Annotated in this window: 12 protein-coding genes; 3 read left to right on the top strand and 9 right to left on the bottom strand. The window is 67.1% G+C overall.

What is annotated here, in order from left to right:
* Positions 1–112 precede the first annotated feature (112 nt).
* The gene (locus C8J24_RS02480; protein WP_107931412.1) at positions 113–979 is read right to left on the bottom strand and encodes a TraB/GumN family protein; all 867 of its coding nucleotides are present in this window, start codon (positions 977–979) and stop codon (positions 113–115) included.
* A gap of 203 nt (positions 980–1,182) precedes the next feature.
* Here C8J24_RS02480 and C8J24_RS02475 point away from each other — a divergent pair, with 203 nt between their 5' ends.
* The 3 genes from C8J24_RS02475 to ppdK all read left to right on the top strand — a co-directional run bounded on the left by C8J24_RS02475 (position 1,183) and on the right by ppdK (position 7,321).
* Positions 1,183–2,022 (top strand): glycine--tRNA ligase subunit alpha, encoded by an 840-nt coding sequence (locus tag C8J24_RS02475; protein WP_107930054.1) that lies wholly within the window; start codon positions 1,183–1,185, stop codon positions 2,020–2,022.
* Positions 2,023–2,146: 124 nt separating this feature from the next.
* Positions 2,147–4,594: a glycine--tRNA ligase subunit beta gene (gene glyS, locus C8J24_RS17690; RefSeq protein ID WP_107930052.1), complete on the top strand. Its 2,448-nt coding sequence runs from the start codon at positions 2,147–2,149 to the stop codon at positions 4,592–4,594.
* Between the two features lie 63 nt (positions 4,595–4,657).
* A complete protein-coding gene (ppdK, locus tag C8J24_RS17685; protein WP_056406073.1) occupies positions 4,658–7,321 on the top strand; it encodes a pyruvate, phosphate dikinase in 2,664 nt (887 codons plus the stop codon).
* Positions 7,322–7,543: 222 nt separating this feature from the next.
* On the opposite strand, the gene C8J24_RS02460 is transcribed toward ppdK, so the two are convergent.
* From C8J24_RS02460 to C8J24_RS02425, 8 genes are read right to left on the bottom strand one after another with little or no spacing between them, the layout of a single operon-like run.
* Complete coding sequence (locus C8J24_RS02460; protein ID WP_107930050.1) at positions 7,544–7,945, bottom strand: hypothetical protein; 402 nt, start codon at positions 7,943–7,945, stop codon at positions 7,544–7,546.
* 54 nt (positions 7,946–7,999) lie between these two features.
* Entirely contained in the window at positions 8,000–8,995 is a 996-nt protein-coding gene (locus C8J24_RS02455; RefSeq protein WP_167396673.1) for a type II secretion system F family protein, read from the bottom strand.
* Positions 8,996–9,002: 7 nt separating this feature from the next.
* Entirely contained in the window at positions 9,003–9,974 is a 972-nt protein-coding gene (locus C8J24_RS02450) for a type II secretion system F family protein (protein WP_107930045.1), read from the bottom strand.
* 53 nt (positions 9,975–10,027) lie between these two features.
* Positions 10,028–11,320, bottom strand: coding sequence for a CpaE/TadZ family protein (locus tag C8J24_RS02445; RefSeq protein ID WP_107930042.1), 1,293 nt, complete (start codon positions 11,318–11,320; stop codon positions 10,028–10,030).
* The gene (locus C8J24_RS02440) at positions 11,320–11,955 is read right to left on the bottom strand and encodes a CpaD family pilus assembly protein (RefSeq protein WP_244180360.1); all 636 of its coding nucleotides are present in this window, start codon (positions 11,953–11,955) and stop codon (positions 11,320–11,322) included. The genes C8J24_RS02445 and C8J24_RS02440 overlap by 1 nt, the downstream gene beginning before the upstream one ends.
* Positions 11,956–11,990: 35 nt before the next feature.
* Positions 11,991–13,571, bottom strand: a complete 1,581-nt coding sequence (locus C8J24_RS02435) for a type II and III secretion system protein family protein (RefSeq protein WP_107931411.1) — start codon at positions 13,569–13,571, stop codon at positions 11,991–11,993.
* Positions 13,572–13,584: 13 nt separating this feature from the next.
* Positions 13,585–14,640, bottom strand: coding sequence for a Flp pilus assembly protein CpaB (gene cpaB, locus C8J24_RS02430; protein WP_107930038.1), 1,056 nt, complete (start codon positions 14,638–14,640; stop codon positions 13,585–13,587).
* A 49-nt stretch (positions 14,641–14,689) separates the two neighbouring features.
* Entirely contained in the window at positions 14,690–15,184 is a 495-nt protein-coding gene (locus C8J24_RS02425) for an A24 family peptidase (protein ID WP_031395063.1), read from the bottom strand.
* Between the last annotated feature and the right edge of the window lie 16 nt (positions 15,185–15,200).

Raw genomic sequence — 15,200 nt, 5'->3', positions numbered from 1 at the left:
TGCTCTTGCACGTGGGAGCGTGAGGGCACGGTGTGCCCGAAACGCGTGCCCTCACCCTTCCGTCGCCTGCGGCTCCTCCCTCCCTCTCCCCTGAGGGGAGAGGGTAAGTCGCTCAATACTGCACCCGCTCCGCCTTCACCCCGAGCTTCGCCAGTTGCGCCTGAAGGCTGTCCTGCCCCGCCAGATGGCCGGCGCCGACCGCGACGAACACCGTCCCCGGCGACTTCATCCGGTTCGCGACCCACTCCGCCCATCGGGCGTTGCGATCGATCAGCAGGGCCTTTGCCACCTCGGGCGAGTCCTTCAGGCTTTCGTTCATTTCGCGCGCGAGCGCCTCGGGATCGCCCTTCGCCCATTCGTCGACCATCGTCGCCATCGTCGTCTCGAGCTTGGGCAGTTCGTCGATCGTGCTGCCGAGGAACTGCAGCTGTGCCTGTTGCGACAGCCCGCCGAAATAGCCCAGCTGCTGTTCCGCCGTCTCCAGCCCCGTCACCGGCTTCCCCGCCGCCTTGGCCGCGGCAGTGATCACCTGCTCGGGCCCGTTCGCGGCGTCATAGCCAAGCTTCGACAGCGGCGCGATCGACAGGTTGGTCGCCGCGAGCCACGGGCGGAACCGGTCGAACGCGTTCGCCGGCAGCCCCAGATCGGTCACCGCCTTGGCATAGGCGGCGCGCTTGTCCGCCGGGATCTGTTCGGTCAACGTCGGCCCGTCTTTCGTGACGCCGGTCGCCATGACCAGGGTCTGCATCTTGGCGGGATCGGGCATCACCAGCTCGAGCACGACCTGCTGCGAGCGGTCGAACGCGGTCTTCACCGCCTCGTCGAACCAGGTCATGCCGGGTTTGAGCACATGGATCGTCCCGAACAGGTAGATCGTCGTGTCCTTGTCCTTCACCACCCACAGGGCGGGATCGGCATCGTTCGCTGCCTCCACGGGCTTGGGCGCGACCTGCGCGCAGGCGGGCAGCGCGAACGCCATCGCGATGGCGGACAGCGTCGAGCGCAGCGGGGCGGATCGAAGCGACGCGAGTCGGGAAAACAGCTTCAAGGGGAGGGCATCCTCATCGTTGGTCGGCCCCATGTAGGATGCGCGATCGCAACGCACCACTTGCCTCGCGCACCCCCATCCGCCAAAGCCCGCGCGTGACCCAGCCCCTGAAAAAGCCTCTTAGCTTCCAGCGCATGATCCTCACGCTCCATGACTATTGGAGCGAGCACGGGTGCCTGATCCTGCAGCCCTATGACATGGAAATGGGTGCGGGCACGTTCCACACCGCGACGACGCTGCGCGCGCTCGGTCCGAAACCGTGGAACGCCGCGTTCGTCCAGCCCTGTCGCCGTCCCACGGATGGCCGCTACGGCGAAAATCCGAACCGGCTCCAGCATTATTACCAGTATCAGGTGATCCTGAAGCCATCGCCGGCGAACCTCCAGGAACTCTATCTGGGCTCGCTCGCTGCGATCGGCATCGACATGCTGAAGCACGACATCCGCTTCGTCGAGGACGATTGGGAAAGCCCGACGCTCGGTGCCTGGGGGCTCGGCTGGGAGGTCTGGTGCGACGGCATGGAGGTGACGCAGTTCACCTATTTCCAGCAGATGGGCGGCTTCGACATGAAGCCCGTCGCGGGCGAGCTGACCTACGGGCTCGAACGGCTCGCGATGTATATCCAGGACAAGGACAGCGTCTACGACCTCGCGTTCAACGACGCCGGGGTGACGTATGGCGAGGTGTTCCTGGAGAACGAGCAGGAGATGTCGAAGTGGAACTTCGAGGTCGCCGACACGGACTCGCTGTTCGACCAGTTCCGCAAGCATGTCGCCGAATGCGAGAACAGCTTGAGCCACAAGCTGCCGATCCCGGCCTATGAGCAGGCGATCAAGGCCAGCCACATCTTCAACCTGCTGCAGGCGCGCGGTGTGATCTCGGTCGCCGAACGCCAGGCCTATATGGGCCGCGTCCGCGACCTCGCCAAAGGCGCCTGCGCTGCGTGGATGGACAAGCACGGATGGGCGGCATGACCCGTCCTCGTGCCGCAGGCTGTATCTCTTCTTCTCTCCGCGTCCTCTGCGCCTCTGCGCGAACAGAATCTCGCGCAGAGGCGCAGAGAGCGCAGAGTGTTTTTGCTCCGACCGGTGAGCCCGAATGACCGACTTCCTCCTGGAGCTCCGCTCCGAAGAAATTCCCGCCCGCATGCAGGCGAAGGCGCGTGAAGACCTTGCCAGGCTGTTCAGCGCCGAGCTCGCCAAGGCCGGGATCGCCACCAGCGATATCGTCACCTACGCGACGCCGCGCCGCCTGGCGCTGATCGCACGCGACCTGCCGATCGAGACCGCCGCCGTCTCCGAAGAGGTGAAGGGCCCCAAGACGTCGGCACCCCCGCAGGCGCTCGAAGGGTTCCTGCGCAAGACCGGCCTCACGCGCGAGCAGCTGGTCGATCGCGGCGGCACGTTCTTCGCGGTCACCGAAAAGCCCGGCCGCGCCACCGCGGACGTGCTTGCCGAGGCGATCCCCGCGATCGTCCGCGCGTTTCCCTGGCCCAAGTCGATGCGCTGGGGCGATGCCTCCGCCAGCACCGAATCGCTGCGCTGGGTCCGCCCGCTGCAGGGCATCGTCGCGCTGCTCGGCGAGACGATCGTGCCGTTCGAGATCGCCGGCATCGCAAGCGGCGCTGCCACGCTCGGCCACCGCTTCCACCATCCGTACCAGATCACGATTGGCGGCGCGCACGACTATGTCGAGAAGCTGCGCGCCTGCCACGTCATCGTCGACCAGGACGAGCGCGCGACGCTGATCCGCGATCACGCGCGCGAGGCGGCGATGCAGGCCGGGCTCGAACTGATCGAGGACGAGGGCCTCGTCGCCGAGAATGACGGGCTCACCGAATGGCCGATCCCGCTGCTCGGCCGGTTCGATCCCGCGTTTCTCGACGTGCCGCCCGAGGTGATCCAGCTCACCGCGCGCGTGAACCAGAAATATTTCGTCTGCCGCAGCGCCGACGGGACCCTAGCGAACGCGTTCGTCTGTACCGCTAACATCGCTGCGCACGACGGTGGCGCGAAGATCGTCGAGGGCAACCGCAAGGTCCTCGCCGCGCGTCTGTCGGATGCGAAGTTCTTCTACGACACCGACCTGAAGGTGCCGCTCGCCGAGCAGGCGGAGAAGCTCGAAAAGATCGTCTTTCACGAGAAGCTCGGTACGGTGGCCGACAAGGTCGACCGCGTCGCCAAGCTCGCCTGCTGGCTGGTCGAAGAGGGTATTGTAACTTCTGCCCCCCTCTCCTTCAGGGGAGGGGCCGGGGGTGGGGCCTCACCGCATTCGCTCACGTCCGTCTCCGCGGGCGGCCCCCACCCCAACCCCTCCCCTGAAGGGGAGGGGCTTGCAGACCTCGCCGAACGCGCCGCGCGTCTCGCCAAGGCGGATCTCGTCACCGGCATGGTCGGCGAGTTCCCCGAATTGCAGGGCCTGATGGGCGGCTACTACGCCGCAGCCCAAGGCGAGCACCCCGCCGTCGCTGCCGCGATCCGCGACCATTACAAGCCGGTCGGGCAGGGCGATGATGTCCCGACTGACCCGGTGACGGTGGCGGTGTCGCTGGCGGACAAGCTGGATACGTTGGTGGCATTTTTTGCGATCAATGAGCCGCCAACAGGTTCTAAGGATCCGTTTGCGCTCCGGCGGGCTGCGTTGGGCATCATCCGCTTGGTTGCTACTAATGACATCCGGGCTGGGGTGCGTAGTGTAATCGAGGCTGCACTCGGACGCTTAAGTCGCGATGCTGTTAAAGCTACGTTGCATCCAGATGAACAATACTGGGCTGATGATTGGTACAACGCCAGCCTAACCCCCTATCCATATCAACTACTGGATAACGGTGAGCCCTTCCGCATGCAGGAGAACGGGGGGCGATCATATTATGCGCAAGAGCTGTCTGCTGTTATCAAGTATGTCGTTGCGTTTCAGCAGCATACCTTGGAACGGGCAGGGGATGTGTTTGCCTTCTTAACCGAGCGAATGAAAGTCCAGCAACGCGACGCCGGTGTCCGTCACGACCTGATCGACGCGGTGTTCGCGCTCGGCGGCGAGGACGATCTCGTCCGCCTGCTCGCGCGCGTCCACGCACTCCAGGCGTTCGTGACCACCGAGGACGGGAAGAACCTGCTCGCCGGGTACAAGCGCGCGGCCAATATCCTGAAGAAGGAAGCCCCTGCCAGTTCCCCCGCGAAGGCGGGGGCCCAGGGACCCGGTGGCGACGAAACCTGGGAGGGTGCGGGCCTGGACCCCCGCCTTCGCGGGGGAACGGAAGGCGAGGGCGTGCATAACCCGCTGTCCTACACCCCCGAACCCGCAGAGGCCGCGCTCCAGTCTGCACTCGACTCCGCCGAACCCCGCGCAACTGCAGCAATCGCGGCCGAAGATTTCGCCGCGGCGATGGCCGCGCTCGCGTCGCTGCGGGCGCCGATCGATGCGTTCTTTGATAGCGTTATCGTCAACGACCCCGATCCCGCCAAGCGCTCCGCCCGTCTCGCGCTACTTGAGCGTATTCGCGCCGCAGTGCACAACGTCGCGGACTTTTCGAAGATCGAGGGCTGACCCGCCCCGCTTGCAAAGACAATCTCTGCCGCCTTGCGCGCAACAACACCTAGAGGACCTGCGATGACCCAATATGTGTACCGTTTCGGCGGCGGTGTTTCGGACGGCGGCAAGGGCGACAAGAACCTGCTCGGTGGCAAAGGCGCGAACCTCGCCGAGATGGCGTCGATCGGCCTGCCGGTGCCGCCGGGCTTCACGATCTCGACCGATTTCTGCGCGGTCTATTATGACGAGGGCGGCCAGTTCCCGCAGGGCCTGCGCGACGAGGTCGCCACCGGCCTCGCGCATATCGAGGGCGTGACCGGCAAGATGTTCGGCGACGCCGCTGACCCGCTGCTCGTTTCGGTCCGCTCGGGTGCCCGCGCCTCGATGCCGGGAATGATGGACACCGTCCTCAACCTCGGGCTCAATGACGAGACGGTCGAGGGCCTCGCCGCCAAGTCCGAGGACGCGCGCTTTGCGTGGGACAGCTATCGCCGCTTCATCCAGATGTACGCCGACGTCGTCCTCGAGCTCGATCACGGCGCGTTCGAGGAAGCGCTCGAGATCGCCAAGGAAGATCAGGGCTTCACGCTCGACACCGAGCTGAGCGCGGACGACCTGCGCGCGCTGGTGACCGAATATAAGGGCCTCGTCGAAAAGCTCTGGGGCAAGCCCTTCCCGCAGGACGTCCACGACCAGCTCTGGGGCGCGGTCGGCGCGGTGTTCGGCTCGTGGCAGTCGGAGCGCGCGAAGGTCTATCGCCGGCTCAACGACATCCCCGCCAGCTGGGGCACTGCGGTCAACATCCAGGCGATGGTGTTCGGCAACATGGGCGACACCTCGGCGACCGGCGTCGCGTTCACGCGCGATCCGTCGAAGGGCGACCGCGCCTATTACGGCGAGTTCCTGATCAATGCGCAGGGCGAGGACGTCGTCGCGGGCATTCGCACCCCGCAATATCTGACCAAGGTCGCGCGCGAGGATGCCGGCGCCAAGGCCGCCTCGATGGAAGAGGCGATGCCCGAGGTGTACGGCCAGCTCGCGGGCGTGTTCGACACGCTCGAAAACCATTACCGCGACATGCAGGACATCGAGTTCACGGTCGAGAAGACCAAGCTCTGGATGCTCCAGACGCGCGCGGGCAAGCGGACCGCCAAGGCCGCGCTCAAGATCGCGGTCGACATGGCGAATGAGGGGCTGATCACGCGCGAGGAAGCGATCCTGCGCGTCGAGCCGATGGCGCTCGATCAGCTGCTCCACCCGACGCTCGATCCCAATGCCAAGCGCGACGTGCTGACCAAGGGGCTTCCCGCATCGCCGGGAGCAGCCTCGGGCGCGGTGGTGTTCGACGCGGATGCGGCGGAGAAGAAGGCCGCCGACGGCGTCGCGGTGATCCTCGTCCGGACCGAAACCTCGCCCGACGACATTCACGGTATGCACGCGGCGCGCGGCATCCTGACCGCGCGCGGCGGGATGACCAGCCATGCGGCGGTCGTCGCGCGCGGCATGGGGCGCCCGTGCGTCTCGGGCGCGGGGACGCTGTCGATCGACACCAAGGCGAAGATCATGCGCTGCGGCGGCCGCGAGGTGAAGGAGGGCGACCTGCTCACGATCGACGGGAGCACCGGCGAGGTGATGATCGGCGCGGTCGCGACCGTGCAGCCCGAGCTGTCGGGTGATTTCGGCACGCTGATGACCTGGGCGGACGAGGTTCGTCGCCTCAAGGTCCGCGCTAATGCCGAGACGCCCGAGGATTGCCGGGTCGCGCGCGAGTTCGGCGCGGAGGGCGTCGGGCTGTGCCGCACCGAGCACATGTTCTTCGAGAGCAGCCGCATCACCAACGTCCGCCAGATGATCCTGGCGAGCGACGAGAAGGGCCGCCGCGCCGCGCTCGAGAAGCTGCTCCCCGAACAGCGCAAGGACTTCACCGAGATCCTCGAAGTGATGGCCGGGCTGCCGGTGACGATCCGTCTGCTCGATCCGCCGCTCCACGAATTTCTGCCGCACGAGGAGTCCGAATTCGCCGAAGTCGCGACCGCGGCCGGGATCGACGTCGACACGCTCAAGCGTCGCGCGGCGGAACTGCACGAGTTCAACCCGATGCTCGGCCATCGCGGCTGCCGTCTCGGCGTGACCTATCCCGAGATCTACGAGATGCAGGCGCGTGCGATCTTTGAGGCGGCGGTCGACGTCGCGGAGAAGTCTGGCGCGGCCCCGATCCCCGAGGTCATGATCCCGCTGGTGGCGACCCGCCGCGAGCTGGAGCTGATGAAGGCGGTCGTCGACAAGGCGGCGCAGGCGGTGTTCGCCGACAAGGGCCGGACGATCGAATATCTGGTCGGCACGATGATCGAGCTGCCCCGCGCCGCACTGCGGGCAGGGGAGATCGCGGAAGTCGGCGAGTTCTTCTCGTTCGGCACCAACGACCTGACGCAGACGACTCTGGGCGTCAGCCGGGACGACGCGGCGCGGTTCCTCGGCGCCTATGTCGAACAGGGCATCTATGCGAAGGACCCGTTCGTCAGCATCGACGTCGAGGGTGTCGGCGAACTGATCGAGATCGCCGCAGAGCGTGGCCGCAAGACGCGCTCGGGCATCAAGCTCGGCATCTGCGGCGAGCATGGCGGTGATCCGGCGAGCATCGCGTTCTGCGAGAAGGTCGGGCTCGATTACGTGTCGGCGAGCCCGTACCGCGTGCCGATTGCGCGGCTCGCGGCGGCGCAGGCTGCGCTCAACAAGCAGTAACGTCCAACTCACCCGATAAACGCCACCCCGGCGAAGGCCGGGGCCCAGGTGGAATGTCGAGAGTAACTAGGGACCGTCCACAGTTACCAAACATCCCCAACTGGGCCCCGGCTTCCGCCGGGGTAGTGCAAAAGAGTGTTTCCCCGCGAAGGCGGGGATCCAGACTGGGCTCCCGCCTTCGCGGGAGAACGAGGAGTGGGGGAACAACGCCCCCCCGAACGCTCACCGACGCTGGTTGAAGTCGAACCAGCCGCGCTTTGACCCGTCGCTCGCATAGGCCGGTCGGCCCGTCGCATAGCCGTCCGAATAGGCCACATCCCGATCACGCGAGACAGGCGCCGCCGTCGTCCGTGCAACGGGCGCTGCCACGGGGGCCGCCACCGGCGCTGCCGCTGCCGCCTTCACCAGCCGCGCATTCTCATGCTCGGCCTCGACCGCACGCTGTTCGGCGGCACTCGCGCGCAGGTCGGTCTCCTTACGGGTCGCGCCATGCGCATCGCGCTCGGCAAGATAGCGCGCCTTCCACTTCTTGCCGCCGGGATGGCTGGCGAGGCCCAGCAGCCAGCCCGCGATCAGGACCAGCCCCAGTGCGGCGAACTGCGTCGGTGTGGAAAACAACGGCATCGTGAAAACCCTCCTGTTACGGGGGCTCAACGAACCGCTGCGGCTGGGGTTGCCTCAGCTCTTGAGCAACGCATCCGAGATCGAACAGGCCGCCGGCCCGAGGATGACGACGAACAGCACGGGCAGGATGAACAGGATCAGCGGCACGGTCATGATCGCCGGCAGCCGCGCGGCCTTTTCCTCGGCGCGCATCATCCGTTCGTTGCGAAACTCGTTCGACAGCACGCGGAGTGCCGAGGCGAGAGGGGTGCCGTATTTCTCGGTCTGGACCATCGTCGTGACGACGCCCTTCACCGCGTCGAGCTTCACACGGCCGGCGAGATTCTCGAACGCGCTGCGCCGGTCGGTCAGGAAGCCCAGTTCGATCGCGGTCAGCGTGAATTCCTCGCCCAGTTCGGGATAGGCGCGGCCGAGTTCGCGCGCCACGCGGTGGAACGCCGCATCGATCGTCAGCCCCGCCTCCGCGCAGATCACCAGCAGGTCGAGCGCGTCGGGCAAGCCCTTGCGGATCGCATCGGTGCGCTTGGTGATCTTGTTGTCGAGATACAGGTCGGGGGCCTTGTAGCTGAGGATGAAGCTGACCGCGACGAGACCGTATTTCTTGAGCGGGCTCCACGTCGCGAAGCCGTCCGTGCCATAGACCCAGATGACCATCGCGCCGCCGACCACGATCGGCAGGACGAGCCGGCCGAAGATCACCGCGGGCGCCCATTCCTTCGAGCGGATCCCCGCCTGCGCCAGCTTGACCTGGACCGCCTTGACCTGGCTGTCCTGCAGGACCTTCATCGACGACAGCCAGCCGCGCATACGGTCGGCGGCATCGTGGCGCTGCACGAGCTTGGCACGGCGCTTGGTCGAGGCGGTGATGCCCGCTTTCAACTGTTCACGACGATCGTTGAGCGCCTTGACCCGCTTGGCCATCGGATCGCTGACCGTGGTGGCGGCATAGATCGCCACCATCACCGCGAAGGCGGCGATTCCCGACAGGATCGTCGCGACCCACAGGACGTCGAATCCGAGCAGCATAGGTCCGGCGGTCTCACCCATCATCCTGATCCTAAATCTCGAAGCTGATCATCTTGGACATGATGAACGACCCGATCGCCATCCAGCACAGCCCGCCCATGCCGATCACCATCAGCCGTTCGTCGATGAAGAACTTCTGCATGTACGTCCCGTTGATGAACCAGATCAGCCCGAACACGATGAACGGCAGCGCGCCGATGATATAGGCCGACGCCTTGGATTCGGACGACATCGCCTTGATCTTCAGCTTCATCTGCGCGCGCATCCGCAACACGTGGGCGAGGTTGGCGAGCGTCTCGGCCAGATTGCCGCCGGTCTCGCGCTGGATCGCGATGGTGATGACGAAGAACTGGAATTCGGGCGTGCCGAGCCGGTCCGCGGTCTCCTGCAGCGCGACGTCCATCGTCCGGCCGATCTTCATCTTGTCGCTGACCGATCGGAATTCCTCGCCGACCGGACCATCGACCTCGGCGCCGACGACGCCGATCGTCTCGCTGATCGGCAGACCGGAGCGCAAGCCGCGCACCAGCAGCTCGATCGCGTCGGGAAACTTCTGCGTGAACTTGGCGACCCGGCGCTTGAGGACCTTGCCGACCACCAGATGCGGGATGCCGATGCCGACGAACAGGCCGACGAACAGCGCGAGGAAGATCGGCATGCCACGCACCAGCATCAGGAATGCGACGACCAGCGTCAGCCCGGCGGTCGCCATGCCATATTGGCCGACGGTCCAGTCCTTGCCGGTCATCGCCAGCCGCTTGGCAAGCTCGGCACGGTTGGGCAGGAACCGCCCGACCGCCAGATCCATCCGCGTGTCGCCCGCCATCGCGATCCGCCGCATCTGCGCCTCGGGCATGGCGACGCCGTCGCCGTGGCGCATGCGCAGCGACGCGACCCGGCGCGTCTGCGCGCGTCCCGCGGAGGGGCCGGCGAAGGCGTACAGCAGCAGGCCGAGCACGGTGCAGCCGCCCAGCGCGACCATGATGACGGGAAGGATGTCCATCGTCGCCTAGGCCCTCTGCGCCCGATCAGCGCGCATCCGCGACCCGTGCGGCGTCACGACTTGATCGCCCGCTTGGCCATCAGCCCCTTCAGGTCGCTGAACTTGCCGAGCAGCGAGACGCCGCCCGACCGGCGGGGCGTCTTGGCGCTCGCAGCTTCCGTACCGGTGGCATCGACCGCGACCATCAGTTCGGTGACGAGCGCGACGATCGGCGCGATCGTCTTCGACGTCTTGCCGGCCTCGACGATCGGCTTGCCGAGCTTGGCGGCCTGCGCCGCGAGCTTCTGGTCGAACACCACGACATGATCGATCCGGCGTTCGATCGAGCCCTCGAAATCCTTGCGACTGATCTCGAGCTGGCCGCCGGCATGCATCCGGTTGGCGAGCACGAGTACCCGCGTCTTCGGGGCGTTGGACTTCATCCACGACAGCAGGCGGATCGTGTCGCGCGCCGCCGCCAGCGTCAGGTCGGTGACGAGCACCGCGAGGTGGACCTCGCTGATCAGATGCGGATGCTGGACCAGCATACCACGCGGCAGGTCGACGATGGTGCAGTCGAACGCCGCGCACATCTCCTCCTGCAGCTGGTAGAAGGCGGCGCCGTCAGTCATCAGCGGCGCGTTGATCGGCGCCTCCGCGCTCAGCACCGACAGCTTCTCCGACGCCTTGACCATCGCGCGCTCGATGAACAGCCCGTCGATCCGGCTCGGATTCTCGATCGCATCGGTCAGTCCGCGGCCCGGCTCGAGATCGAGCGACAGCGCGCCGGTGCCGAAATGCACGTCGAGATCGAGCAGCGCGGTCGCGCGCTGTTCCTTCTCCGCGATCAGCCAGGCGACCGACGTCGCGATCGTCGATGCGCCGACGCCGCCGCGCGTGCCGATGATCGCGATCGAGCATTGCGGACGCGCCGGGGCGTGTTCGACATGCTTGGGCGCGCTGAGCATCGCCTGCGCATGACCGAACGCCTCGCGCAGCATGTCGGGATGCAGCGGCTTGAGCAGATAGTCCTGGATCCCGCTGGCGACGAGATCGCGGTACAGCCGGACATCGTTCACTTGGCCTGCCGCGATCACCACCGTGCCGGGCTCGCACACTTCGGCCAGGGCGTTGATGTCGTTGAGCGGATCGCCCGATTCGGCGAGGTCGACGAACAGGATCTGCGGGCTGGCGGACACTGACAGCGACTGGATCGCGTTGCGCAGTCCGCCCTTGCTGACCTTGTCGACCGACCAGCCGAGTTCGGCCGCGATCGGGCGCAGCGCCTCGGCGGTCGCCTCGTCGCAGACATAGGCGGCGAAGGGTTCGCGGTGCGCGATGCCAGCGGGCTTCCAGGGTGCGTTCATCACTTGCCCCCTGTGGTTTCGGACCGCAGCGCGTTGTTTGCGCCGGTCGGCACCGCGCGGCGATACACGTCGATCGCCTTGAACGAGGAGGCCGGGTCATAGGTCTCGGTGTCGCCGGAACCGCGGACCAGATCCTCGGGCCGCGCGACCATCGCCGCGAGGTTGCGGTTCATCGCGCACCCATAGTTGGACGAGGTGTGGCTGGCGATGTCGATGCTCGCGTCGCGCGACCAGTCGGGGCAGCCGGGGACATCGGCGCGCATCCGCGTGACGACGATCCGGATCGCACCGGGGCTGACCGGCGCCTGCGTGACCGGGGTGTCGGGGGACAGCAACAGGCCATAGCCCGCGACGACGTCGGCGATCTCGGCGCGCGCCATCGGTGCTTGGCCCGCGGGATCGTCGATCGCGACGCGGTCGCCATAGCCGACCCGCATCGTCGTCATCCATCCCGCCAGCCGCCGCGCCTCGCCCTGCGCCAGCGTGCCGCCGGCGGTCCCGAGGTCGAGCGCATAATTGGCGCGGCTCACGACCGGCTGGTGGACCGATTCGAGACCGCGATTCTCGGTTCCCATACAGCCGCCGAGCAGCAGCGCGGATCCGAGCGATAGCAGCAGGATCGGGTGTTTCGTCATCGTGCGAAGTCCTTGAAACATGGCGCGGCGCGGGATCAGTTGGAGAAGCCGGGCATCGGTGCGGCGCCCTTGCTCGTCTTCGGCTTGGTGCCCGTCTTGATGGCCGGCTGCTGCGGGTCGCGGGTCGGCATGGGGCCGACCGGGGCGGCAGCGCCGATCGCGGGGTTCGCATAGCCCATCGGCGCGACGCTCGGCACCGGCCGGCGCCCGCCCGTCGTTCCGCCGCCGAGATCGCCAAGCAGGACCCGGCCAGCATCGGTCGGTGCCTTGTAGCCGTCGGTGGGCAGCGCGATGTCGGCCGGGTTGTTGACCGGCTTGACCAGATAGGGGGTGATGATCACCACCAGTTCGGTCTCGTTGCGCTGGAAGCTGTTCGACCGGAACAGCGCGCCGATGATCGGCAGGCTCGCGAGCCCCGGCGTCTTGTCGTAGGTGTTGTTGTGGTTGTTCGACAGCAGCCCGCTGATCATCATGCTCTGGCCCGAGCCGAGCTCGACCGTCGTCTCGGTCCGCCGCGTCGTCAGCCCCGGCACGCGGGTGCCGTTCAGCGTGACCGCGTTGGAATAATCGAGCTGCGAGACCTCCGGGCGGACGCGCAGCGAGATGCGGCCGTCAGAGAGTACGGTCGGGGTGTAGGCCAAGCTGACGCCATATTGCTTATACTCCACTGACACCGTGCCCAGCGCCTGCGCGATCGGGATCGGCACTTCGCCGCCCGCGAGGAACGTCCCCGTCTCCCCCGACAGCGCGGTGAGGTTCGGGTTGGCGAGCGTGGAGACCTGTCCGGTCTGCTCGCCCAAATCGATCGCCGCGAGCAGGTCGAGCCCCAGCAGGCGCCCGGCCATCCCGATCGTGGAGCCGGTGGTGGACTTGGCGGGGAAGCCGAACAGCGTGTTGCCGGGCAGCGCGCCGTTCGCGTCGATCGCCGTGCCGGGCACCCCGACGACGCCGGGGACCGTGGTGATGGTGCCTTGCCGCCCCTGCGCGATGTTGAAGAGGAAATTGCCCGATCCGCGGCTGGTCAGGTTGACGCCGATCGTCTTGACGAAGCTGCGCGAAACCTCGGCGACGCGGACCTGCAGATTGACCTGCAGCGGCGTCGCGGTCTTGAGCCGCGACAGGACCTTGGTCGCATCGCCGACGAAGGCCTGGACCAGCCGCTCGGCCTCCGCGGCGTCCTCGGGCGCGGCGACGGTGCCGGTGAGCAGGACGAGCCCGTTCATCGGCGTCGCGACGACCTGCGCCTCGGGCATCGCCAGCCCGAGCATCTGCTGGATCGAATCGAGATTGTTGCCGACCCGGACGGTCGAGCTGTAGACGATCGCGCCGCCCTTGGCCGTCGCCGAGATTGTCGTCTCACCGGTCTTCTTGCCGAAAATGTAGAGCTGGGTCGGCGAGCGGACCTGGACGTCGGCGATCGTGTCGTCGGCGACGAAGAGGTCGCTCATCGGCCGCGACAGCGTCACCAGCCGGCCACGCCCGGTATTGACCTGAACCAGCCCGGCGGGAGCGGCCGAGACCTGCGCCTGGGCGATGGCCGGCGCGGAGGGCGCGGTGCCTGCCGCGGCGAGCACCGCGGCGAACGACCAGCCGAGCGACGCCCGCATCCCTGTCATGCTCGTACGCATCTTACTTCCCCCCCACCGGAACGATGGTCATGCTGTTGCCGCGTGCGACCCGGACGACCGGGCCCGACGCGATCGCGCCCGACGGGGCTCCCGCCGGCGCGCCGCCGGGTACGCCAGCCGGCATCATCATCTGTGCCGCCCCCCCCGGACCGCCGGACGCGACCGCCTTGCCCGGCACGGTGCTGCGCTGGTAGCGCGACACGTCCGCGCCGGTGACGTAGCTGCTCGCTCCCGACGAGGGCTGGCTCGCGAGACGCAGCAGCATCGCGCGCTCCGCCTTGGGATCCGACCCCGCGGGCACGCTCACGCTGCCCGACGCGATCGCGTCCTCGAGCTCGCCCGCATTGTCCGCGATCGAGCGGAGCGACAGCGACAGCGTCCCCACCGTCTGCGCGACCGCGATCTCCTCGGCCATCTTGGGCGTCGTCTCGACCGTGACCGTCGAGAAGGTGCTGACGACGGTCTTGCCGTCGTCGCCGACCTTGTTGTCGGTGCGCTGGTCGGTCGCGAGCACGCGCACATTGCGCATGATCGTCTCCGATACCTTCAGCGGATCGCCGTCGCCGCCGCCCGCCACCGCCTGGGTCAGCACCAGATCGATCCGATCGCCCGGGAACACGAAGCCCGCGACCGACGCCTGTTCCGAGACGGGGACCGTCACCGCGCGCATGCCGGGCCCGAGCGCGGCCGCGAGGAAGCCGCGGTCGCCGGGCTTGACCAGCGCGCCCTGCGTCACCGGCTGGCCCGCAGTGATCATGTTGCGCACCACGGTGCCCTGCAGCGCCTTCAGGTCGGTCTTGTCCTTCAGGTAATAGGCGTTGTCGACCAGTTCCTTGGGCCAGGGCTGGAACTTCAATGCGGTCGCGTCGAGGATCGTGCCGACCGGCAGCGCGCGGGTCGCGACCAGCACTTCCGGGCCGTCGATCACGGCGGGCTGCATCGCCACCGCGGTCGCCTGCGGGGCTGCGCTGCCCGCGATCAGCGTGCGGGCGAAGAAGGCCGTGACCGCCGCCACGATCAACGCACCGATCAGCAATATGAGCTTGCGACTATCCATGACTCATCGTGCCTTTCGGGCGCCGTGTGATTGATCGAACATTAAGTATCTACCGCAGGGAGTTAAGGAGTGGTTCGTGGACCGCGACGAGCCCTGCAAAGGCGATCGCGATGCCGTAGGGCACCTCGATCGCGGCGTTTTCGACGCCCGAATCGGCGCGCCGCATGGCCAGCTTCCTTGCGATCAGCATCCCCGCGGTCAGCACGCCGCCCGCGATCGACATCACCATCAGCATCGCCATGAACGCGCCGAACGGCAGCCACAGCGACAGCGCGACGATCAGCTTGACGTCGCCGCCGCCCATCAGCCCGAAATGAAACGCGATGCAGAACAGCGCGAAGACCGCCGCGGCGATCCCGATCTGGATCGCCATGTCGGGCCAGGGTGACAGGCCGTTGGCCCACCACCACAAGGGCGCGAGCAGCACGATCGCGGCGGTCTTCGCGTTGGCGATCTCCCGCGTCCGTGCGTCCTCGATCGCAGCGAGGACAAGCAGCCCGGCGAGCAGAAAAAGTAGAATTGGAAGAGTAAACGTCGACCCCATGCACTACATTTAGCGG

Source organism: Sphingomonas aerolata (genome assembly GCF_003046295.1).
Lineage (GTDB): Bacteria > Pseudomonadota > Alphaproteobacteria > Sphingomonadales > Sphingomonadaceae > Sphingomonas > Sphingomonas aerolata.
Note: the sequence above shows the minus strand (reverse complement) of the source record. Positions and strands in the feature narration are given on the sequence as shown.

Bases quoted from the DNA above. Each gene is read 5' to 3' on its own strand.
- C8J24_RS02440 (WP_244180360.1), bottom strand. From the start codon at position 11,955: ATGACGAAACACCCGATCCTGCTGCTATCGCTCGGATCCGCGCTGCTG.
- ppdK (WP_056406073.1), top strand. From the start codon at position 4,658: ATGACCCAATATGTGTACCGTTTCGGCGGCGGTGTTTCGGACGGCGGC.
- C8J24_RS02435 (WP_107931411.1), bottom strand. From the start codon at position 13,571: ATGACAGGGATGCGGGCGTCGCTCGGCTGGTCGTTCGCCGCGGTGCTC.
- C8J24_RS02445 (WP_107930042.1), bottom strand. From the start codon at position 11,320: ATGAACGCACCCTGGAAGCCCGCTGGCATCGCGCACCGCGAACCCTTC.
- glyS (WP_107930052.1), top strand. From the start codon at position 2,147: ATGACCGACTTCCTCCTGGAGCTCCGCTCCGAAGAAATTCCCGCCCGC.
- C8J24_RS02455 (WP_167396673.1), bottom strand. From the start codon at position 8,995: ATGATGGGTGAGACCGCCGGACCTATGCTGCTCGGATTCGACGTCCTG.
- C8J24_RS02450 (WP_107930045.1), bottom strand. From the start codon at position 9,974: ATGGACATCCTTCCCGTCATCATGGTCGCGCTGGGCGGCTGCACCGTG.
- C8J24_RS02460 (WP_107930050.1), bottom strand. From the start codon at position 7,945: ATGCCGTTGTTTTCCACACCGACGCAGTTCGCCGCACTGGGGCTGGTC.
- C8J24_RS02480 (WP_107931412.1), bottom strand. From the start codon at position 979: ATGGCGTTCGCGCTGCCCGCCTGCGCGCAGGTCGCGCCCAAGCCCGTG.
- cpaB (WP_107930038.1), bottom strand. From the start codon at position 14,640: ATGGATAGTCGCAAGCTCATATTGCTGATCGGTGCGTTGATCGTGGCG.
- C8J24_RS02425 (WP_031395063.1), bottom strand. From the start codon at position 15,184: ATGGGGTCGACGTTTACTCTTCCAATTCTACTTTTTCTGCTCGCCGGG.
- C8J24_RS02475 (WP_107930054.1), top strand. From the start codon at position 1,183: ATGATCCTCACGCTCCATGACTATTGGAGCGAGCACGGGTGCCTGATC.